The 20,381-nt window shown below is 62.0% G+C and carries 18 protein-coding genes; 14 read left to right on the top strand and 4 right to left on the bottom strand.

Annotated features, from left to right (window positions below; all coding sequences use genetic code 11):
* Positions 1-40: 40 nt before the first annotated feature.
* On the bottom strand, positions 41-790 hold the full coding sequence (gene yihA, locus U5N23_RS24460; protein WP_322595294.1) for a ribosome biogenesis GTP-binding protein YihA/YsxC: 750 nt from the start codon (positions 788-790) through the stop codon (positions 41-43).
* Positions 791-866: 76 nt separating this feature from the next.
* Between yihA and U5N23_RS24455 the strand changes: the two genes are divergently transcribed.
* The 5 genes from U5N23_RS24455 to U5N23_RS24435 all read left to right on the top strand — a co-directional run bounded on the left by U5N23_RS24455 (position 867) and on the right by U5N23_RS24435 (position 6,974).
* Entirely contained in the window at positions 867-1,511 is a 645-nt protein-coding gene (locus U5N23_RS24455) for a c-type cytochrome (RefSeq protein ID WP_322595293.1), read from the top strand.
* 154 nt (positions 1,512-1,665) lie between these two features.
* Positions 1,666-3,819 carry a cytochrome c biogenesis protein ResB gene (locus tag U5N23_RS24450; protein ID WP_322595292.1) on the top strand — a complete coding sequence of 718 codons (2,154 nt, stop codon included), beginning with the start codon at positions 1,666-1,668 and terminating at the stop codon, positions 3,817-3,819.
* Positions 3,816-5,156, top strand: a complete 1,341-nt coding sequence (gene ccsB / locus U5N23_RS24445) for a c-type cytochrome biogenesis protein CcsB (RefSeq protein WP_322595291.1) — start codon at positions 3,816-3,818, stop codon at positions 5,154-5,156. The genes U5N23_RS24450 and ccsB overlap by 4 nt, the downstream gene beginning before the upstream one ends.
* A 140-nt stretch (positions 5,157-5,296) precedes the next feature.
* Positions 5,297-6,301, top strand: coding sequence for a protein-methionine-sulfoxide reductase catalytic subunit MsrP (gene msrP, locus U5N23_RS24440; protein ID WP_322595290.1), 1,005 nt, complete (start codon positions 5,297-5,299; stop codon positions 6,299-6,301).
* A 34-nt stretch (positions 6,302-6,335) separates the two neighbouring features.
* Entirely contained in the window at positions 6,336-6,974 is a 639-nt protein-coding gene (locus U5N23_RS24435) for a protein-methionine-sulfoxide reductase heme-binding subunit MsrQ (RefSeq protein ID WP_322595289.1), read from the top strand.
* Positions 6,975-6,989: 15 nt separating this feature from the next.
* Here the strand turns inward: U5N23_RS24435 and U5N23_RS24430 are convergent, their stop codons facing one another.
* Together U5N23_RS24430 and lptM are read right to left on the bottom strand one after the other, a co-directional pair.
* Positions 6,990-7,814, bottom strand: coding sequence for an MBL fold metallo-hydrolase (locus tag U5N23_RS24430; RefSeq protein ID WP_322595288.1), 825 nt, complete (start codon positions 7,812-7,814; stop codon positions 6,990-6,992).
* A 118-nt stretch (positions 7,815-7,932) separates the two neighbouring features.
* Positions 7,933-8,142 carry an LPS translocon maturation chaperone LptM gene (lptM, locus tag U5N23_RS24425; protein ID WP_081497335.1) on the bottom strand — a complete coding sequence of 70 codons (210 nt, stop codon included), beginning with the start codon at positions 8,140-8,142 and terminating at the stop codon, positions 7,933-7,935.
* Between the two features lie 12 nt (positions 8,143-8,154).
* Between lptM and cyaY the strand changes: the two genes are divergently transcribed.
* On the top strand, positions 8,155-8,484 hold the full coding sequence (gene cyaY / locus U5N23_RS24420; RefSeq protein WP_322595287.1) for an iron donor protein CyaY: 330 nt from the start codon (positions 8,155-8,157) through the stop codon (positions 8,482-8,484).
* A 67-nt stretch (positions 8,485-8,551) separates the two neighbouring features.
* Here the strand turns inward: cyaY and U5N23_RS24415 are convergent, their stop codons facing one another.
* Complete coding sequence (locus tag U5N23_RS24415) at positions 8,552-10,963, bottom strand: penicillin-binding protein 1A (RefSeq protein WP_322595286.1); 2,412 nt, start codon at positions 10,961-10,963, stop codon at positions 8,552-8,554.
* A gap of 265 nt (positions 10,964-11,228) precedes the next feature.
* On the opposite strand from U5N23_RS24415, the gene U5N23_RS24410 reads away from it, so the two are divergent.
* The 8 genes from U5N23_RS24410 to U5N23_RS24375 all read left to right on the top strand — a co-directional run bounded on the left by U5N23_RS24410 (position 11,229) and on the right by U5N23_RS24375 (position 20,369).
* Complete coding sequence (locus tag U5N23_RS24410) at positions 11,229-12,308, top strand: pilus assembly protein PilM (RefSeq protein ID WP_322595285.1); 1,080 nt, start codon at positions 11,229-11,231, stop codon at positions 12,306-12,308.
* Positions 12,305-12,913, top strand: a complete 609-nt coding sequence (locus tag U5N23_RS24405; protein WP_322595284.1) for a PilN domain-containing protein — start codon at positions 12,305-12,307, stop codon at positions 12,911-12,913. The genes U5N23_RS24410 and U5N23_RS24405 overlap by 4 nt, the downstream gene beginning before the upstream one ends.
* A gap of 3 nt (positions 12,914-12,916) precedes the next feature.
* Positions 12,917-13,615 (top strand): type 4a pilus biogenesis protein PilO, encoded by a 699-nt coding sequence (locus U5N23_RS24400; protein WP_322595283.1) that lies wholly within the window; start codon positions 12,917-12,919, stop codon positions 13,613-13,615.
* Positions 13,612-14,157, top strand: a complete 546-nt coding sequence (locus tag U5N23_RS24395) for a pilus assembly protein PilP (protein WP_322595282.1) — start codon at positions 13,612-13,614, stop codon at positions 14,155-14,157. The genes U5N23_RS24400 and U5N23_RS24395 overlap by 4 nt, the downstream gene beginning before the upstream one ends.
* Before the next feature lie 17 nt (positions 14,158-14,174).
* Positions 14,175-16,286 (top strand): type IV pilus secretin PilQ, encoded by a 2,112-nt coding sequence (gene pilQ, locus U5N23_RS24390; RefSeq protein ID WP_322595568.1) that lies wholly within the window; start codon positions 14,175-14,177, stop codon positions 16,284-16,286.
* A gap of 23 nt (positions 16,287-16,309) precedes the next feature.
* Positions 16,310-17,806, top strand: coding sequence for an Ig domain-containing protein (locus U5N23_RS24385; protein ID WP_322595281.1), 1,497 nt, complete (start codon positions 16,310-16,312; stop codon positions 17,804-17,806).
* A 172-nt stretch (positions 17,807-17,978) separates the two neighbouring features.
* Positions 17,979-19,130, top strand: a complete 1,152-nt coding sequence (aroB, locus tag U5N23_RS24380; RefSeq protein ID WP_322595280.1) for a 3-dehydroquinate synthase — start codon at positions 17,979-17,981, stop codon at positions 19,128-19,130.
* A gap of 54 nt (positions 19,131-19,184) precedes the next feature.
* Positions 19,185-20,369 carry a deoxyguanosinetriphosphate triphosphohydrolase gene (locus tag U5N23_RS24375; protein ID WP_322595279.1) on the top strand — a complete coding sequence of 395 codons (1,185 nt, stop codon included), beginning with the start codon at positions 19,185-19,187 and terminating at the stop codon, positions 20,367-20,369.
* Positions 20,370-20,381: the final 12 nt, after the last annotated feature.

The following is a 20,381-nucleotide window of genomic DNA, read 5'->3' as shown; positions in this document are numbered from 1 at the left end:
TTAGGGTAGCTGCCAGCGCTCATGGGACCGGCGCCGGCGCTCAATCTTCCTCGGGTTCCTGGTCGTCGGCGCTGGCCGCGTCGGGTGCAGGGGCATCGCCAGGGGCCGGCTCGGCACCCGGCACGGGGTGGGACCATTGCCACAGCAGCTGGGCCACCTCGTCCACGCCCTGTTTCTTCAGGGCAGAGAACATCTTCACCTCGCCGCCGCCGGCCTGCAGTCGCGTAATCGACAGCACCTTGGTCTGTTCGGCACGCGTGAGCTTGTCGGCCTTGGTCAGCACGATGAGGAACTTGAGGCCTTCCTCGACCCGGGGGCGAACCGCTTCGAGCAGGGCTTCGTCGAGTTCGGTGAGGCCCAGGCGGGGGTCGCACAGCAGCACGATGCCCGTGAGGCCCGGGCGGCTGACCAGGTAATTGACCATCACCTGCTGCCAGCGCACCTTGTCCGAGCGCGAGACTGCGGCATAGCCGTAGCCCGGCAGGTCGGCCAGCACGGCGTCCATCACGCCTTGTTTTCCCAGGGAAAACAGGTTGATGTGCTGGGTGCGGCCGGGCTTCTTGGAGGCGAACGCGAGCTGTTTTTGCTGCGTCAGCGTGTTGATGCAGGTGGATTTGCCGGCATTGGAACGGCCCACGAACGCAATCTCGGGTACCGTGATGGGGGGCAGGTGGTGCAGTTGCGCAGCCGTGGTCAGGAACCTGGCCGTGTGCATCCAACCCATGGCGATCTTGGCGTCGGGTGCGGGCGGAAGAGAGCCAGCAACTGGCGCGATAGGGGTGGTCGTCATGAGAAGTTGAGATGCGTGTGGGGCCTCATTGTAGAATCGCGGAGATTTTGCGCACATAAACACACAGACCCTCGATATGAAGTTGCTCGCCTCTATGCTGATGGCTGCCGTGCTGGCAGCACCTGCTTTTCCGGCTTTTTCTGCGGGCGAGACACCCGCTACGCCGCCCAAGGCGGCTGCCAAGCCTGACCTGGTCAAGGGCGAAGCCAGCTTCACGGCGGTGTGTGCGGCCTGCCACGGTGCGGACGGCAACTCGGCCATCGCTGCGAACCCCAAGCTGTCGGCCCAGCATCCCGAGTACCTGGTCAAGCAACTGCAGGAGTTCAAGTCCGGCAAGCGCAACGATCCGGTGATGAAGGGTTTTGCCATGGCCCTGTCCGACGAGGACATGAAGAACATCGCGTACTGGGTGACGGCCAAGGCCGCCAAGCCCGGTTTCGCCAAGGACAAGGCCCTGGTCACCCTGGGTGAGCGCATCTACCGCGGTGGCATTGCCGACCGCCAGATCGCGGCCTGTGCCGGCTGCCACAGCCCCAACGGCGCTGGCATTCCGGCCCAGTATCCGCGCCTGTCCGGCCAGCATGCCGACTACACCGCCACGCAGCTCGTCGCCTTCCGCGACGGCAAGCGCGGCAACAGCCTGCAGATGACGCAGGTGGCCGCCAAGCTGAACGACCGCGAGATCAAGGCCGTGGCGGATTACATCGCCGGCCTGCGTTGATGGATCGACTGGCTGACTGATCTTTCTCAAGCAAGGCCCACACAGCGCGGGCCGACCGGAACCAACCGCCAAAAACAAACCCAAAAAGGGCGGGTCCATCGAGCAGATGGTCCCGTCCTTTTTCTTTGCCTGCCCCATCGCCCCTCTTTCCTCCATGTCTGACAACACCCAAGGCGTTCGCGTCCAGTACGGCTCCAAGGCCCTGCGCGCCGTGATCGAGATGCTGTCTTCGATGCGCTTCGCCATTTCGCTGCTGACGGTGATCTGCATCGCCTCGGTGATCGGCACCGTGCTCAAGCAGCACGAGCCGGCGGCGAACTACGTGAACCAGTTCGGCCCGTTCTGGGCGGCGCTGTTCGGCGCCATCCAGCTCAATGCGGTGTACAGCGCATGGTGGTTCCTGCTGATCCTGGCGTTCCTGGTGCTGAGCACCTCGCTGTGCATTGCGCGCAACACGCCCAAGATTCTGGTGGACCTGCGCGTCTACAAGGAAAACATCCGTGAGCAGAGCCTCAAGGCCTTCCACCACAAGGCCGAGGCCGAGCTGCCCGAGGGCGCCGAGGCCGAGGCGAAGCGCATCGGCACCCTGCTGGCCGGCGGCGGCTGGAAGGTGCGCCTGCAGCAGCGCGACACGCCGGCCGGCGCTGGCACGGGCTGGATGGTGGCGGCCAAGGCCGGGGCCGCCAACAAGATCGGCTACATCGCCGCGCACAGCGCCATCGTGCTGGTGTGCGTGGGCGGGCTGCTCGATGGCGACCTGATCGTGCGTGCGCAGATGCTGCTGGGCGGCAAGACGCCTTATACCGGTGGCGGACTGATCGCGGACGTGAAGCCCGAGCACCGGCTGTCCGAGCGCAATCCGACTTTTCGCGGCAACCTGCTGGTGGCCGAGGGCACGCAGTCGAGCACTGCCCTCCTGAACCAGTCCGATGGCGTGCTGCTGCAGGAGCTGCCGTTCGCCATCGAACTCAAGAAGTTCATCGTGGAGCACTACTCCACGGGCATGCCCAAGCTGTTTGCCAGCGAGATCATCATCCACGACAAGGCCACGGGCGAGAAGACGCCGGCCCGCGTGGAGGTGAACCACCCGGCCAGCTACAAGGGCGTGGAGATCTACCAGTCGAGCTTCGACGATGGGGGCTCGCACCTGAAGCTGCGTGCCGTGCCCATGGTGCCGGGCGCCAAGTCCTTCGATGTGGAAGGGGTGGTGGGGGATTCGACCCAGCTGACCAACAAGGGCGGCGTGCCGGGCAGCGACACCATGACGCTGGAGTTCACGGCGCTGCGCACCATCAACGTCGAGAACTTCGGCGGTGCCGGCCCTGGTGCGACGGGCGTGGACGTGCGCAAGGTGGACCTGCGCGAAGCGGTGGAGTCGCGCCTGGGCGCGGCCAACAAGACCGTGACCAAGAAGGAACTGCGCAACGTGGGCCCGAGCGTGAGCTACAAGCTGCGCGATGCGGCAGGCCAGGCGCGCGAATTCCACAACTACATGCTGCCCGTGGACACGGGCGACGGCGTGCCGGTGTACCTGCTGGGCGTGCGCGAAACGCCGACGGATGCCTTCCGCTACCTGCGCATACCGACCGACGACCAGGGCGGGATGGACGGTTTCCTGCGCCTGCGCGCCGCGCTGGCCGACCCGGCGGCGCGCGAACAGGCGGTGCGCAGCTATGTGGCGCAGGCCATCGACCCGTCGCGTCCCGAGGTGGGCGAGCAATTGGCGCAGTCGGCCATGCGCGCACTGGCCTTGTTTGCCGGCAATGGCATCGTCGATGGCAAGCCCACGGGTGGGTTGCAGGCGATCTCCGACTTCATGGAGTCCAACGTGCCGGAGGCCGAGCGCAACCGGGCGGGCGAGGTGCTGATCCGCATCCTCAACGGCACCCTGTTCGAGCTGGCGCAACTGTCGCGCAAGCATGCCGGCCTGCAGCCCCTGCCGCCGGACGACAAGACGCGCGGTTTCATGACGCAGGCCGTGCTCTCGCTCAGTGATGTGCAGATCTACCCGGCGGCCATTGCCTTCGAACTCAAGGACTTCACGCAGGTGCAGGCCAGCGTGTTCCAGGTGGCCCGTGCGCCCGGCAGGAACATCGTCTACCTGGGCTGTGCCTTGCTCATTCTGGGCGTTTTTGCCATGCTCTACATCCGCGAGCGCCGCATCTGGGTCTGGGTGGCGCCGCAGGGCGAGAAGACGCATGCCATGATGGCGCTCTCGACCAACCGCAAGACCATGGACGGAGACAACGAGTTCGTGGAACTCGCAGAAAAACTGATCGGGGCCAAGCCCCTGCAAGGCAACCCATGAACACGGCCACCCGCAACACCACGATCACCCTGAATGAGGGCTTTTTCTCCCGCCGCAACTGGCTGGACTGGGCCTTTGCCGTCATCGTGGCGGCAGGCGCGCTGTTCGCGCTGCAGCGCTATGGCAGTTTCATGGATGTCTATGAAAAGGGCATCCTGCTGGGTGCCATTCCCTCGACCATCTGGCTGGGCTGGTTCTGGCGTCCGCTGCGTACGCTGATGCTGGTGGTGACCGTGGTGGCACTGATGGCCATCGGCCTGTACCAGGTCGACGGGGTCGGCAGCCTGGCGCGCGCCGACACGGTGTTCTGGCTCAAGTATTTCCTGTCGAGCCAGTCGGCCATCCTGTGGATGAGCATGCTGTTCTTCATGAGCACGGCGTTCTACTGGATCGGCATGTTCGCGCGCGGCGAGGGCCACACCATGAACCTGATCGGCTCGCGCCTGGCCTGGGTGGCTGTGGGCATGGCGCTGATCGGCACCCTGGTGCGCTGGTACGAGAGCTACCTGATCGGGCCGGACATCGGCCACATCCCGGTGAGCAACCTGTACGAGGTGTTCGTATTGTTCTGCTGGATGACGGCGGCCTTCTACCTGTACTACGAAGCCCAGTACAAGACGCGCGCCCTGGGCGGCTTCGTGATGCTGGTGGTGAGCGCGGCCGTGGGCTTTCTGCTGTGGTACACAGTGGTGCGCGAGGCGCACGAGATCCAGCCGCTGGTGCCTGCGCTCAAGAGCTGGTGGATGAAGCTGCATGTGCCGGCCAATTTCATCGGCTACGGCACGTTCGCGTTGTCGGCCATGGTGGCCTTCGCCTACCTGATCAAGCAGCAGGCCACGGAGACGCGCTGGTACAAGCTGGCGCCGCTGTGGCTGCTGGGCGTGGTGCTGTGCTTCGAGCCCATCGTGTTCCGCCAGGGCGCCACCGAAAGCGGCGGTGGCTATTGGATGGTGTACTTCGGCATCTCGGCGCTGATCGTGGCCGGCATCCTGCTCGGGCGCCGGCGTATCGCCGAGCGCCTGCCCTCGTTCGAGATCCTGGACGATGTGATGTACAAGGCCATCGCCGTGGGCTTTGCCTTCTTCACCATCGCCACGGTGCTGGGCGCCTTGTGGGCAGCCGAGGCCTGGGGCGGCTACTGGAGCTGGGACCCCAAGGAGACCTGGGCGCTGATTGTCTGGCTCAACTATGCCGCCTGGCTGCACATGCGCCTGATGAAGGGCCTGCGTGGCACGGTGTCGGCCTGGTGGGCGCTGGTGGGCCTGGCCGTCACGACCTTTGCCTTTCTCGGGGTCAACATGTTCCTGAGCGGGCTGCACAGCTACGGCACACTGTAGGGGGGCGCGAGGCGCAGGATACGGAGCGCGGGTGCTGCAAACATTGCATCTGCGGTGTAACCTGATCCGTATTGGGAACGAACTAAGGGTGGTATTGCTCTACCCGTAGACGATTCCATCACCGCCTGACCGGAGCCCCCATGACCTTGAATTCTCGCCAATCGGGTTTCAACCACCCGCACTCCTCCGACATCACGCCGCGCGCGGCCTACGAAGGGCGCCGCGACATGCTGCGCCTGATGGCCGGCGGCGCAGCGGGTGCCGCCATGGCCGCCTGGGCGGGGCGCGAGGCCCTGGCGCAGGCGGCGCCGCCTGCCCGGCCGGGCAAGCTGGCCGCGCTGGCGGGTGCCAAGTCGTCCGTGGCGGGCGCGGTGTCGATGGAGAAGCTGACCGACTACAAGGACGCCAGCACCTACAACAACTTCTACGAGTTCGGTACCGACAAGGCCGACCCGGCACGCAATGCGCACACCCTCAAGACCTCGCCCTGGACGGTGGAGGTCGAAGGCCTGGTGAAGAAGCCAGGCAAGTACGGCATCGAGGACCTGCTCAAACTCAGTGCACAGGAAGAACGCATCTACCGCCTGCGCTGTGTGGAAGGCTGGTCGATGGTGATCCCCTGGGTGGGCTATTCGCTGGCCGAACTCATCAAGCGCGTGGAACCGCAGGGCAGCGCCAAGTACGTGGAGTTCGTGACGCTGGCGGACAAGGCCACCATGCCTTTCGTGGGCTCGCGTGTCCTCGATTGGCCTTACGTGGAAGGTCTGCGCATGGACGAGGCCATGCATCCGCTGACCCTGCTGGCCTTTGGCATGTACGGCGAGGTGCTGCCCAACCAGAATGGTGCGCCGGTGCGCCTGGTGGTGCCGTGGAAGTACGGCTTCAAGAGTGCCAAGAGCATCGTCAAGATCCGCTTCACCGAGAAGGAGCCCGGCACGGCCTGGAACAAGGCGGCGCAGCAGGAGTATGGCTTCTACTCCAACGTGAACCCCAATGTGGACCATCCGCGCTGGAGCCAGGCGACCGAGCGGCGCATCGGCGAGGATGGCCTGTTCGCGAAGAAGCGCAAGACGCTGATGTTCAACGGCTATGAAGCCCAGGTCGGCCAGCTGTACGCGGGCATGGACCTCAAGAAGTTCTACTGACCTGCCGGCGCCCGGCATTTCCCGCGCCGCTGCCATGCGAAAACTCCTGCTCCATCCCTGGGCCAAGCCGCTGGTGTTTGTGCTGTGCCTGCTGCCGCTGGCGTGGCTGGTGTACGCGACCGCATCCAACCAGCTCGGCGCCAATCCCGCCGAGGCGCTGATCCGCGCCACCGGCGACTGGACGCTGCGCGCCCTGTGCCTGGTGCTGGCGGTGACGCCGCTGCGGGTGCTGACCGCCACCCCGCAACTGGCGCGCTTTCGGCGCATGCTGGGCTTGTTCGTGTTCTTTTATGCGCTGCTGCACCTGCTGTGCTACAGCTGGTTCGACATGGGCTTCGAGATTGCGGACATTGCGGTGGACATTGTCAAGCGGCCGTTCATCCTGGTGGGATTCGCTGCCTTCGTGTTGCTCATCTTGATGGCGGCCACTTCGTTCAACCGCGCCATCCGTGCCCTGGGCGCCAAGCGCTGGCAGGCCCTGCATCGCACGGTGTATGCCGTGGCCGGCCTGGCGGTGCTGCACTTCTTCTGGATGCGCGCGGGCAAGAATGATTTTGGCGAGGTGGCGGTGTATGCGGCCATCCTGGCGGTGCTGCTGGGCTGGCGCGCATGGCAGGCCGCTCGCAAGCGTGCGGTGAAGGCCGCCAGCAGCGCCGCCGCCGTCTCGCGCTGAGCCTCACCCCGGCCATCAGCCCACGGCGCGCAGGGCGGGGCGCATCTGGCGGGTGACAGGATCGATGTGTGCGGTGGGGATCTGGTAGGCGCGGTCGTCGAACAGGTCGATGCCGCACATCAGGTTCTCCACCCAATCGAAGAAGTCGTTGATGGCCTTCTTGCCCAGGATGGGGGCGCCGTGCTGGGGCACCAGCATGGAAATGTCCAGCTGACGCGCCATGCGCACCCACAGCCGCAGGATCTTGTTGGAGACCATGTAGCGGCGGTGAAAGCCCTCCATGCGCGGAATGTGCGGCGCTAGGTCGGTGACGGGAATGCGGGCCTCTGCCCCCGAGGTCATCGACACCGCCAGGTCTCCCGTGAAGAGGATGCGGCTGACCGGGTCGTAGAAGTGGAAGTTGCCCTCGGAATGCAGGAAGTGCGCTGGCAGCAGCACCAGTTCGTTGCGCCCCAGGGGCAGATGGCCGCCACTGTCGGGCACGCCGATCACGCGGTTCTCGGTCTTGCCGACCTTGGTGAAATGGGGTGCGAAGCGTTCCCAGACGCGCGAGATCACCAGCTTGGCCTTGGTGCTGGTCATCCAGCGGTCCAACGAGGCGATGATGTCCGGATCGGCATGCGAGGCAAGCAGGTAGGACAGCTTGTGTGGCGCAAAGTGCTTGGTCATGCCGACGAACAGCTCGTTGAACGCCAGGTTGCCGCCGGGATCGATGATGGCGCCGGTGTCGTCGTCCACGATCAGGAACTGGTTGGCCTGCACGGCCTGGCCATCCTCCTCGATCAGGTCGGTGAACATCAGGCAGGCGTGGTTCTTGTCTCGGTACAGTTCGATGGCCATGGCAGTGCCGCAGTGCAGTGAAAAACCGACTGTAGGACGGCGCATGGCCAGGCGGCTTGATGGAAATCAAGCCATGGGCAATCAGGGACCGGGGGGCGCCCGTTTTGAAAAGACGGGGTCAGCGCGCCGTGGAGGCGGGGGCCTGGGGCGCTGAAGTGGCTGTCGAGGGCGTGGCGCCGGGTGTGAGCGTTTCGGGCAGGGTGGCGCGCTGCGCGGCCGCAGGACCGGAGGGCAGGTACAGCGGGCCGCGCTGGCCGCAGCCTGCGATGGCCGCCGCACTGGCAGCAAGGACAAGCGTCCTGACTAGAATTTGGGATGCTTTCAACATGCGCAAATTGTAATGACTGACCTTGAATTCCAGGACCATGCCGAGAAACTGCTGGCGGCCGTCGAGCGCAGTTGCGATGAACTCAATGACACCACGGACGCGGATATCGACAACCAGCGCTCGGGCGGCATGATCACGCTGAGCTTTGCCAATCGCAGCCAGATCGTCATCAATCTGCAAAAGCCGCTGCACGAGGTGTGGATGGCCGCCAAGTCGGGCGGCTATCACTACCGGTTCGATGGCTCGCTGTGGCAGGACACCAAGGGAGGCGGCGAGTTCTTTGCAAGGCTGACCGAGGACGCACGCACGCAGTCCGGGATGCCGTTGGTCTTTTCCGCCTGACACGTGCGGGCGCAAGAATGGACAAGGGCCGCACACGGCGGCCCTTGTTCTCAAGCGTTGGCGTTGATCAATTGCGGAACAGGTCGAGAATGCGGTTGCGCTCTTCTGTCGGCGGTGGCGCATGCGGGGCCACATCGGGGCCACCGGTGGTGCGCTGCTGCTCCTCCAGCCCGACGCTGGCAATGCCTGCGTTGCGTGCATATTCCTCGTAGAACCATTCTCCGCCGACATTGACGACGCCGGGCGGCACGACGGGCTCGCTCACCGGGACACCCTTGAGTGCGCGCTCCATGAAGCTGATCCACACCGGCAGGCTCAGGCCACCGCCGGTTTCGCGGCTGCCCAGGTTGCGCGGCGTGTCGTAGCCGATCCAGGTGACGGCGGCGATGGTCGGTTGGTAACCGGCGAACCAGGCGTCCACCGAGTCATTGGTGGTTCCGGTCTTGCCGGCAAGGTCGGGCCGCTTCAAGGTGCCCTGGGCGCGCGCAGCGGTGCCGGAGCGGGTGACTTCCTGCAGCAGGCTGTTCATCACGAAGGCATTGCGCGCATCGATGGCGCGTGGCAGCTCAGACACCGCAGGCGGCGTGACTTCGGAAATCACGCGGCCCTTGTGGTCGGTGACCTTGGCGATCAGCCAGGGGTTGACGCGGTAGCCGCCGTTGGCGAACACCGAGTAGGCCGAGGCCATCTGCAGCGGCGTGACCGATCCCGCGCCCAGCGCCATGGTCAGGTAGGCGGGGTGCTTCTCGGCGTCGAAGCCGAAACGCGACACCCACTCCTGCGCCGTCTTGGGGCCGACGGCCTGCAGGATGCGGATGGAGATCATGTTCTTGGACTTCGCCAGGCCTGTGCGCAGGGTCATGGGTCCGTCGTACTTGCCGTCGTAGTTCTTGGGCTCCCAGGGCTGGCCGCCGGTGGTGCCTGCGTCAAAGAACAGCGGCGCGTCGTTGACCACCGTGGCGGGCGTGAACCCTTTCTCCAGTGCCGCCGAGTAGATGAACGGCTTGAAGCTGGAGCCCGGCTGGCGCCAGGCCTGCGCAGCGTGGTTGAACTTGTTCTTGTCGAAATCGAAACCACCCACCAAGGCGCGGATGGCTCCGCTGCGTGGATCGAGTGCCACGAAGGCGCCTTCCACCTCGGGCAGTTGGGTGATCTCCCAGGCGCCCTTGGGCGTCTTGACCACGCGGATCACGGCGCCGCGGCGGATCTTGATGTTGGGCGGTGCCTTGTCGCTGAGGCCGGACTGGGCAGGCTTGAGCCCATCGCCGGTGATTTCGAGGTTGTCGCCATTGGCACGGGCTGCAACGATCTTGCGGGGGCCGGCTTCCAGCACCACGGCGGCCATCACGTCGCCGTTGTCGGGGTGGTTGGCCAGCGCATCGTCCACGGCGTCTTCGACGTCCTGGGCGGCGGTGGGCAGCACCACGAACTTTTCGGGGCCACGGTACTGCTGGCGGCGTTCATAGTCCATGATGCCGCGGCGCAGGGCCGTGTAGGCCGCTTCCTGTTCTCCTGCATTGAGCGTGGTGTACACGTTCAGGCCCCGGGTGTAGGCCTCGTTGCCATACTGCGTGAAGATGAGCTGGCGAGCCATCTCGGCCACGTACTCGGCATGGATGCGCGTGTTGTCCGGGCCGCTGCGGATCTTGAGATCTTCCTTCTTGGCGGCGGCGGCTTCCTGGGCGGTGATGAAGCCGTTCTCTTCCATGCGCTCAATGATGTAGAGCTGGCGCGAGCGTGCGCGCTTGGGATTGCTGATGGGGTTGTAGGCAGAAGGCGCCTTGGGCAGGCCGGCCAGCATCGCCGCCTCGGCAATCGAAATGGATTTGAGCGGCTTGCCAAAGTAGGCCTCCGCTGCCGCAGAAAATCCGTAGGCGCGGTTGCCCAGGTAAATCTGGTTCATGTAAATCTCAAGGATCTGGTCCTTGGTCAACATATGTTCCAGTTTGAATGTCAGTAATATTTCGTAAATTTTGCGAGTAAATGTTTTCTCTGACGACAGATAAACATTGCGTGCCACCTGCATTGTGATAGTGGAAGCGCCCTGGCTTTTGATGCGGCCCAGATTGGCCAGGCCCGCGCGAATCACGCCCTTGTAGTCCACACCGCCATGCTGGAAGAAGCGCGAGTCTTCGATGGCCAGCACCGCATCCTTCATGACCTTGGGGATTTCCTGGATGGGGGTGAGGTTGCGCCGTTCCTCGCCGAACTCACCCAGCAGTGCACCTTCCGAGGAGTAGACCCGCAGAGGCAGCTTGGGGCGGTAGTCGGCCAGGTCCGAGATGTCGGGCAGATTGGGGTAGGCCACCGACAGTGCCACGGCAATGGTCAGCAACAAGCCGAGCGCGCCCGCGACGGCCAGGCCCGTGGTCCAGAGAACGAAGCCGATCAGCCAGCGGAGCCAGGTGGGACGGGAGCGAGTGGAAGCGGCGGTCGAAGAGTCGGTTGGCTTTTGCTGGGGAGAAGAGGGCGGCGGCATATCGCTCCGATTGGTGGAGGCACCATTATAAAAATGTCGGGCCTCTTTCAGGGGAAAGGGGATGAAGGCCCCGACCAACGGTCTCGGCGGCCGCTTTACGGTGTTGCAATTGCGCAGAGCCCGCCCAACCAATCGTGTGGTTTTGGCAACGCTCGGAACCGATCAGATGGGGAAAATTCTTTGCCGGTGAACTACCTTACTGATAGCATTCATGTGAAGTGTTAAGTTTTGTTGCGTCATTTTGACAAGTTACAGGGGACCCATCTTGATCTCAACGGGATCTTTGTTCAGTCGCCAGGCTGCGCCTCTGCTGGGTATCGACATCAGCTCATCCAGCGTCAAGTTGGTCGAGTTGGGGCGGGACAAGGCGGGAGGCCTGGTCCTAGAGCGCTGTGCCATCGAGCCGCTGGAACGCGGCTGGATCACTGATGGCAATATCGAAAAGTTCGACGAAGTGGCCGAAGCCCTGCGTCGCCTCGTGAAGAAAAGCGGCACCCGCACCAAAAATGTGGCGCTCGCTTTGCCCCCCTCGGCGGTGATCACCAAAAAGATCACCCTGCCCGGCGGCATGACCGAGCAGGAGCTCGAAGTCCAGGTCGAGTCTGAAGCAAATCAGTACATTCCTTTCTCTCTGGACGAGGTGAGCCTGGACTTTTGTGTCATAGGGCCCAGCAAGAGTTCCCCGGGTGATGTGGAGGTTTTGATTGCCGCGTCTCGCAAGGAAAAAGTGCAGGACCGGCAGGGGCTCGCAGAAGCTGCCGGACTCAAGCCCGTGGTGGTGGATATCGAGTCCAATGCCTCGCGCCTGGCCGCAGGCCGCTTGATCGAGGCCTTGCCCAACAAGGGTGTGGACGCTCTGGTGGCACTGTTCGAGGTAGGGGCCGTGACCACCAGCATGCAGGTCATCCGCAATGATGAGGTGGTGTACGACCGCGACCAGGCATTCGGCGGTGCACAGCTGACCCAGTTGATTGTTCGGCAGTATGGTTTTTCGGTGGAAGAGGCCGAGAACAAGAAGCGCAATGGCGATCTGCCCGAGGATTACCAGGCGGCGGTGCTGCGGCCCTTCGTGGACAACATGGCCCAGGAAATCGGTCGGGCGCTGCAATTCTTCTTCACCAGTACCCCCCACAACCGCATCGATCACATCGTCCTGGCGGGTGGTTCTGCTCCGCTGCCCGGCTTGACGGAGGCAGTCACCCAGCAAACAGGTTTTGCCTGCAGCCTGGCCAATCCCTTTGATGGCATGGAAATCGGCAACTCGGTGCGGCTCAAGAAGATGGTGCGCGAAGCGCCTTCCTACCTGACATCGTGCGGCCTTGCCATGCGGAGGTTCCTGCAGTGATCTTGATTAACTTACTTCCCCACCGGGAAGCCGCCAGAAAACGCCGCCGTGAAGGATTTCAGGCGACGATGGTGGCTTCCGCGATCATCGGTCTGCTGATCGCCGGGCTGATCTATTGGGTCTTGCAAACACTGATTGAGGACCAGCAAGCCAAGAATGGGGTCCTCAAGTCTGAAATTAAAGTGCTTGAAGGCCAGATTAAGGAAATTGCCAATATCGAAGAAGAAATCGCTGCACTGCGCGCCCGCCAGAAGGCTGTGGAGGATCTGCAGGCGGATCGCAATCTGCCGGTTCACTTGCTGACGGAGTTGGTCAAGCAACTGCCTGACGGCGTGTATGTGACCAGTTTGAAACAGACCAACCAGTCGATTGAAATCAAGGGAGTAGCGCAGTCCAATGAGCGGATCTCGGAAATGCTGCGCAATCTTTCCAACAACACACCTTGGCTTTCCAAACCCGAATTGGTGGAGATTGTGGCGAGCAACGTGGCCCTGTCCCCTCGGGACACCCGGCGGGTCGCATCGTTCAACCTTCGCTTTCAATTGGTGAAATCCAGCGAAGCGCGCAAGGCGATGGAAACAGCAGCAAGTTCTGCTAAAGGCTGACCCATGGCAAAAATCAAAGCCCAAAAAGTCGATGTGTCTGCGCAGTTTGCAAACCTGCAACGCCAGTTCACCAATCTGGATACCAAGGATCCCTCGCTGTGGCCGCCGCTTCCTCGGTATATGCTGTGTCTGTTCATTGTCGTGGCAGTAGCGGTTGCGCTCTGGTTTGTCAAACTGACGGACTATGAGGTGGAACTGCAGACGGAAAAGGCCACCGAGTTGACGCTGCGCGAAGACTACAAAAAGAAGCTCCAAAAGGCGGTGAGCCTGGATGCCTTGAAGAAGCAGCGCGAGCAGGTTCAGCAGTATGTTATCCAGTTGGAAAAGCAACTGCCTAGCAAGGCGGAAATGGCTGCGCTTCTCTCTGATATCAACCAATCCGGGCTGGGGCGTAGTTTGCAGTTTGAACTCTTCCGGCCAGGACAGGTCGTTGTCCGGGAGTACTATGCAGAGTTGCCCATTTCCGTCCGGGTGACAGGCCGCTACCACGATATGGGGGCATTTGCTTCCGACATCGCCCATTTGTCGCGTATTGTCACTTTGAATGATGTGGCGATTAGCGCGCCTCAGGGCAAAGACAAAGAGCGAGATATAGCTAATGGCGTTCTGGTCATGGACGCCACGGCTCGGACCTTCCGATATCTTGACTCTGAAGAAATTCAGGCACAGCGCAAGACGGCAGCGAAGGGAGCTGCAAAATGAGAGTTCTGAAAAGCGGGTTGGCACTTGCCTGTGCTGCAGCGTTGAGTGGCTGTATTGCTTCGGGCGAGGATGAAGTGCGGCAGTGGATCAGCGATGAGCGTGCGCAGGCCAAGCCGCGCGTGACCCCGATTACCGAGCCCAAACAATTCAAGCCTGAGGCCTACGCAGCGGATGCGCAGCTGGAGCCTTTCAATCCTCTCAAGCTGACACAGGCTTTGCGCAGGGATTCTGCGCAACTGGCTTCCAACGCCGCGTTGATTGCGCCAGAAATGGCGCGCCGCAAGGAGCCTTTGGAGGCGTATCCGCTGGATACCATCAAGATGGTGGGCAGTCTGCAAAAGAAGGGACAGCCGGCAGCCTTGGTCACGGCCGACAAGCTGCTGTACCAGGTCACAGTAGGCCAGTACCTTGGGCAGAGCTATGGGCGCATCACGTCCATCAATGAAACAGCCATTCAGCTGCGTGAGATTGTGCAGGACGCGACAGGCGACTGGATTGAACGCACGACGTCGCTTGAGTTGCAAGAAGGGGTAAAAAAATGAAGCAGAACAGTTTCGGGATGATGCGATTTTTCAATCGAGGCGTACTTCTTGCGACATCGGTTGCTGCGTCGTCGCTGGCATGGGCGCAAGGCTCCATTGAGAATATTTCGGGTGCCATGCAAGGTGGGGTCGAGATTGTACGGATTGATTTTTCAGAGCCTGTGTCGGCTTTGCCGACGGGCTTCGTGACGCAATCTCCTGCGCGTATCGCCTTGGATTTTCCTGACACGACCAGTGCAATGGGAAAGTCGGCGGTGCAGATCAATCAGGGGAACATCCGTTCGGCCAATTTGGTCCAGGCTCCTGGGAGGTCACGGGTGGTGCTGAATTTGAAACAGGCGTCGTCCTACCGTACGGAACTTCAGGGCAAGTCGGTACTGGTTTATCTGGATAACAACTCGGCTCCCGCCGTCGCAACCACTTCGCAGCCAGTGAGCTTCGCGGAAAATGCAAATACCGAAGTGATGGCCATCAAGGACGTCGATTTTCGACGTGGTGCCGACGGGTCTGGCAGGGTGGTGGTGACGCTGCCCAATAACCAGGTCGGTGTGGACCTGCGCCCCATTGGCAAGGGTCTGACGGTGGATTTTCTGAAGTCTTCGCTGTCCGAGGGGTTGCGCAGGCGTCTGGATGTCACGGATTTTGGTACGCCCGTGCAGATCATCTCGACCACGCAGCAGGGTGAGCGCGTGCGCATGGTGATCGAGCCGGTCGGGGAGTGGGAGCACAGCGCCTACCAGAGTGACAACCAGTTCGTGGTGGAAGTGCGCCAGAAGAAGGTGGATCTGACCAAGCTGACCCAGGGGCCTGGCTACAGTGGTGAAAAGTTGTCGCTCAACTTCCAAAACATCGAGGTGCGGTCCCTGCTGCAGGTGATTGCTGACTTCACCAACTTCAATATCGTTACTTCCGACACGGTCACGGGCGCGCTGACACTGCGGCTCAAGGATGTTCCGTGGGATCAGGCTCTGCAGATCATCATGGATGCCAAGGGCCTTGGCATGCGCAAGAATGGTTCTGTTCTCTGGATTGCCCCCAAGGACGAAATAGATGACCGTACGAAGAAAGATTTTGAAGCCGCATTGGCCATTCAGAAGCTTGAGCCTCTGCGGACGCAGGCGTTCCAGATGAACTATGCCAAGGCAGTAGACATGGTGGTGCAGCTTTCCGCCACTTCTTCGGGAGGGACGTCGAATCGCTTTTTGAGCGAACGTGGCAGCGCCATTGCCGAGCCGCGCACCAACCAACTGTTCGTAACTGATACAGCCAGCAAGCTAGAAGAGGTGCGCCAGCTCCTTTCTACGCTGGATGTCGCCGTTCGGCAGGTGATGATCGAAGCGCGCATTGTGGAGGCGTCTGACACATTTGGGCGTTCGCTTGGAGTGCGACTGGGTGCGACAGACCTTCGCGCTGCGCGTGGTGGAGACGGTGGGTACTCGTTGGGGACCAGTGGCAACCGGATTGGTTTTGGAACCAACTACAGCAATGCGGTCGCGTCCACTTCGGCGGGTGGCGTGGTCAACACAAATGGTAACTTTGTCAATCTGCCAGCCACTGCGATTGGCGGCTACGATCCATCGAGCTTTGCGATCTCTATTTTCAATTCGGCTGCGAACCGATTCTTGAATCTCGAAATCTCTGCGCTGGAGGCCGATGGCAAAGGCAAGATCGTCTCCAGCCCGCGGGTTGTGACTGCTGACCAGACAAAGGCGTCTATCGAACAAGGCACGGAGTTCCCTTACCCGGTGACTGCGCCGAATGGCGGAACGGTGATTGCGTTCAAGAAGGCCGTGCTGAAGCTGGAAGTGCTGCCTCAGATCACCCCTGAAGGCAATATCATTCTTGATCTGGATGTCAACAAAGACAGCCCTGGCGAGGTGCTGAACAATGTGCGGGCAATCAACACCAAGCACATCAAGACGCAGGTGCTGGTGGAGAATGGTGGAACTGTGGTGATTGGCGGAATTTTTGAGTTGTTCGAAGACAACACTGAAACCAAGGTTCCTCTGCTGGGCGATATTCCCGGGGTGGGCAATCTTTTCAAGACGCGCACGAAATCAGCGAATAAGCAGGAAATGCTGATTTTCATCACACCCAAAGTCATCACCGATCGCTCGGCATTCCGTTAAAGTTATTTGAAATGGGAAAGAAAATGAAAAAGTTATGGAAAGCCTTTCTCCTGTCCTCTGTTGCTGTGCTAGCGGCTTGCGGTGGTGGCGGGGGTAGTGGGGGAGAGTCCAATCTCCAGTACCGCATTACTTTGACGACGGCAAAATCTCAGTTGCCCATCAATATCGGCAATTCGCCTGCCAATATCGGTGCCTTTGCAGCTTATACAACGACGCTCTATGTGGATGCACGAGTCGGCTCCAACCCTATTCCCGGCGGCGAAGATATCTTTGCCTGCAATATTGTCCAAGGTCTCGATACTGGGGCCTTGTACTATCTTGATGGCGATGAAGAACACGAAGACGACAATGGAAATCAGTTACCCTTCCGCTCTATCGTCTTGGGTGCCAACGCTGGTGGCGCTTCCTTTCACTTTCATGCAGGCGATCAGGCAGGCACAGCGCGTGTCGTTTGCTCGGTGACCGACCCTCGTGACAGGAGGGTATACAGCGCGAGCGTGGACATTGCGGTGGGCGCTGCGACGGGTAAAGTCTCGAGCGTCACAGGAGTGGCAGAAGCTCCTGGCGTTTTGTTGTCGCGAGACAACATTGCCCGGGTTCCCTACCGGAACAATATCGGCGTGCAAGCGTTCGTCATGGACGATGCCAATCAGCCTATTCCAGCTCCGTCGGCCCCTAATTTGCAAGTCAGCATCCGACCGATTGGCCAAGCTGCTGTGGGTGCACGCCTGTTGCAAGGGAACCAGTCGGGTAGCGTCTTGCAAGTGCGTACCATTGGCGGCGTGGGACTGTTCTCACTTTCAAGCGGTCCTAGCAACGGCGCTATCGTGCTGGAATATGTCACTGACCGGTTTGACAATGACGTCACCAACGGCATTCAGGACCCAGTGACGGCGCTTCACGCAGTGCCTGTGGTTGACAACGTTGCACAGGCGCCGCTGACCCTGCCCACGCCTGCGGATCAGGAGGCGACGGTTGGCCTGCCTTTTGCCGCAGTGTTCCCAGTTCAGGGAGGCGTTGGTCCCTACACCTGGTCCGCTATTGCGCTGCCAAGTGGTCTGTCCATCAGCAATGATGGCATCGTGAGCGGGGTGCCCCAAGGTCCTGGCTCCTACAGCGGGGTGCTTACGGTGGTCGATTCCCTGGGTGCCAAGGCATCGGGCAATGTGAAGTTCACGGTGGAGGCTGGTGCGTCTGTCCCTAATCCCCTGACGGTGAACGGCTGTGTGAGCAATGGCAGTGCCGTGTGCTCTCTGCCTGCTGGGAATGTTGGCGAAGCGTATCTGTACAGCTTGTCAGTGACTGGTGGAAATGCGACGGACCCCGTGGTATGGACCTTCGCCCCCACCCCCCTGCCAGCAGGCCTGAGGGGCAGCAGCACGGGCAACAGCGGTGTGGTCAGCGGCACCCCTACCGCCTCCTGCAATGCCAGGTTCCTGGTGACGGCGACCCGCGGTTCGGTCACCGTGACTCAGCAGGTGTCTGTGCAGATCGGTGCCAACACGGCGGCGTGCCCTTGATGAGTCCCCAAGGGGCGTTTGGCTGGATTCGGAATTTTCGAGTCCTCTGAGCGCCCTGCAGGAGAATTGGAAAGCCCCGTGGGTCCTGACCCACGGGGCTTTCTCCATTGGACATTGCCGCCCGTGATGTCTCCTGGGGAGCGCGACGGCATTCTGCGTAAACTACAGCCCTATGTCTGAAACCGTCGATCTGAATCCTGTTGCTCGCCCTGCATCCACCGCAGGCATCGCCTCCCACACTGTCTCCATTGACCTGGGTGATCGCAGTTACGGCATCGAAATCGGTGCAGACCTCCTCAGTCGCCTGCAAGGGGGCTTGGAGCTCCCCTGCGGAACATCGGCGCTGGTCGTCACCAATGACACCGTAGGCCCTTTGTATGGCGCTCAGGTGGTGGAGGCATTGCGCAAGCGCTACCCGGTCGTGCACACGGTGACCTTGCCGGACGGCGAGGAGTTCAAAGGCTGGGAAACCCTGCAGCTGATCTTCGACGCCCTGCTTGCGAATGGTTGCGACCGCAAGGCCGTGCTGTTCGCGCTGGGCGGTGGTGTGATCGGCGACATGACCGGCTTTGCCGCAGCGACCTACATGCGCGGCGTGCCCTTTGTGCAGATACCCACGACTTTGCTGGCGCAGGTGGATTCCTCGGTGGGAGGCAAGACGGCCATCAACCACCCGCTGGGCAAGAACATGGTGGGCGCGTTCTACCAGCCTCGGCTGGTGGTGTGCGACCTGGCCACGCTCGACACGTTGAGCGCGCGCGAGATGAGTGCCGGGCTGGCGGAGGTGCTCAAGTACGGGCCCATCGCCGACATGGCATTCATGCAGTGGCTGGAGTCCTCCGTTGATGCCTTGCGTGCGCGCGATCGGGTGGCACTGGCCCATGCCGTGCGCCGCAGCTGCGAGATCAAGGCCTGGGTGGTGAGCCAGGACGAGCGTGAGGGCGGCCTGCGGGCCATCCTGAATTTTGGCCATACCTTCGGCCATGCCATCGAGGCGGGCATGGGCTACGGTGTGTGGCTGCATGGCGAAGGCGTGGGTGCCGGCATGGTGATGGCAGCCGAACTCTCGCGCCGTCTGGGCCTGGTCGACGATGCCTTCGTGCAGCGGCTCGTCACGCTGATCGAGCGTGCTGGGTTGCCGACCAAGGGGCCTGTCCTCGACGCGGCCGACAACGCAGGCCGCTACCTGGAGCTCATGCGCATCGACAAGAAGTCCGAGGCGGGCGAGATCCGCTTCGTGCTCATCGATGGCCCTGGCAAGGCGATTGTCCGAGCGGCTCCCGATGCGCTGGTGCGGGAGGTGATCGATGCATGCTGCCAGTAACGATGCGGGAGGCCTTCGTCCTGCCTGTTCAGCGGCACCACCACCTGTTGATTGATGGCAGGAATTTTGACCAATAGAGCGAATCTTGCCGTCTATGCCAGCCTGTCTGCCCTGAGCAGGGGCCGGCGGTATCCCGAAGCGCCGGCACCCACGCGGACAGAGTACCAGCGCGACCGCGACCGCATCGTGCACTCCACGGCCTTTCGCCGGCTGGTCTACAAGACCCAGGTCTTCCTCAACCACGAAGGCGATCTGTTCCGCACCCGCCTGACCCATTCGCTGGAGGTTGCGCAACTGGGGCGCTCGATTGCGCGCTCGTTGCGCATCGACGAAGACCTGGTCGAGGCCATTTCACTGGCCCACGATCTGGGCCATACACCCTTTGGCCATGCCGGGCAGGACGCCTTGCACGGCTGCATGGCCGGGCATGGCGGGTTCGAGCACAACCTGCAAAGCCTGCGCGTCGTGGACAAGCTGGAAGAACGCTACCCCCATTTCGACGGCCTGAACCTCAGCTTCGAGACGCGCGAGGGCATCCTCAAGCACTGCTCGCGCACCCATGCACAGCAGCTTGAGGAGGCCGAGCCGGGCGGGGTTGGGGGGCGCTTCCTGCGCCGCGAGCAGCCCAGTCTGGAGGCCCAGCTGTGCAACCTTGCCGACGAGATCGCCTACAACGCCCATGACATCGACGACGGAGTGCGTTCTGGCCTCATCACCCTGGCGCAACTGCGCGAGGTGCCGCTCTTCGACCAGTACCGCCATGCGGCCCAGGTGGCGCACCCGCACCTGAACGATGCCGCCATGCACCGCCGCCTGCTGTTCGAGGCCATTCGCCTCATGCTCAGCGCCCAGGTGTACGACGTGATCGACGCTACCTCGGCGGCGCTGGCACAGGCGGCGCCGGACAGCGCCGACGCGGTGCGGCAGTCTGAGCCGCTGGTGATGTTCAGCAATGCCATGCGTGAGCAGTCCACGGTGCTCAAGCGCTTCCTGTTCAAGAACCTGTACCGCCATCCCCAGGTCATGGAGACCACCGGGCGTGCGCAGCAGATCGTGCGGGACCTCTTTGCCGCCTATGTGCAGACGCCGCAGGAGATGAACCCCGCTTTTGCGCAACAGGCCAGCACCAGCGATGGCATGGTCAAGGCGCGTGCGATTGCCGATTTCATTGCGGGCATGACGGACCGCTTCGCCGCGCGAGAGCACGAGCGCTTGACGGGACAACGCCTGCTCTACTGACGGATGGAGGGG

Source organism: Acidovorax sp., assembly GCF_034519795.1.
Taxonomy (GTDB): Bacteria; Pseudomonadota; Gammaproteobacteria; order Burkholderiales; family Burkholderiaceae_C; genus Acidovorax.
Note: the sequence above shows the minus strand (reverse complement) of the source record. Positions and strands in the feature narration are given on the sequence as shown.

Excerpts from the sequence above, each read along its gene's own strand:
- U5N23_RS24400 (WP_322595283.1), top strand. The coding sequence starts at position 12,917 with ATGGCAAAAATCAAAGCCCAAAAAGTCGATGTGTCTGCGCAGTTTGCA.
- U5N23_RS24430 (WP_322595288.1), bottom strand. The coding sequence starts at position 7,814 with ATGGCCATCGAACTGTACCGAGACAAGAACCACGCCTGCCTGATGTTC.
- U5N23_RS24385 (WP_322595281.1), top strand. The coding sequence starts at position 16,310 with ATGAAAAAGTTATGGAAAGCCTTTCTCCTGTCCTCTGTTGCTGTGCTA.
- U5N23_RS24395 (WP_322595282.1), top strand. The coding sequence starts at position 13,612 with ATGAGAGTTCTGAAAAGCGGGTTGGCACTTGCCTGTGCTGCAGCGTTG.
- U5N23_RS24435 (WP_322595289.1), top strand. The coding sequence starts at position 6,336 with ATGCGAAAACTCCTGCTCCATCCCTGGGCCAAGCCGCTGGTGTTTGTG.
- msrP (WP_322595290.1), top strand. The coding sequence starts at position 5,297 with ATGACCTTGAATTCTCGCCAATCGGGTTTCAACCACCCGCACTCCTCC.
- U5N23_RS24450 (WP_322595292.1), top strand. The coding sequence starts at position 1,666 with ATGTCTGACAACACCCAAGGCGTTCGCGTCCAGTACGGCTCCAAGGCC.
- cyaY (WP_322595287.1), top strand. The coding sequence starts at position 8,155 with ATGACTGACCTTGAATTCCAGGACCATGCCGAGAAACTGCTGGCGGCC.
- aroB (WP_322595280.1), top strand. The coding sequence starts at position 17,979 with ATGTCTGAAACCGTCGATCTGAATCCTGTTGCTCGCCCTGCATCCACC.
- pilQ (WP_322595568.1), top strand. The coding sequence starts at position 14,175 with ATGATGCGATTTTTCAATCGAGGCGTACTTCTTGCGACATCGGTTGCT.
- U5N23_RS24455 (WP_322595293.1), top strand. The coding sequence starts at position 867 with ATGAAGTTGCTCGCCTCTATGCTGATGGCTGCCGTGCTGGCAGCACCT.
- ccsB (WP_322595291.1), top strand. The coding sequence starts at position 3,816 with ATGAACACGGCCACCCGCAACACCACGATCACCCTGAATGAGGGCTTT.
- yihA (WP_322595294.1), bottom strand. The coding sequence starts at position 790 with ATGACGACCACCCCTATCGCGCCAGTTGCTGGCTCTCTTCCGCCCGCA.
- U5N23_RS24415 (WP_322595286.1), bottom strand. The coding sequence starts at position 10,963 with ATGCCGCCGCCCTCTTCTCCCCAGCAAAAGCCAACCGACTCTTCGACC.
- lptM (WP_081497335.1), bottom strand. The coding sequence starts at position 8,142 with ATGTTGAAAGCATCCCAAATTCTAGTCAGGACGCTTGTCCTTGCTGCC.
- U5N23_RS24375 (WP_322595279.1), top strand. The coding sequence starts at position 19,185 with ATGGCAGGAATTTTGACCAATAGAGCGAATCTTGCCGTCTATGCCAGC.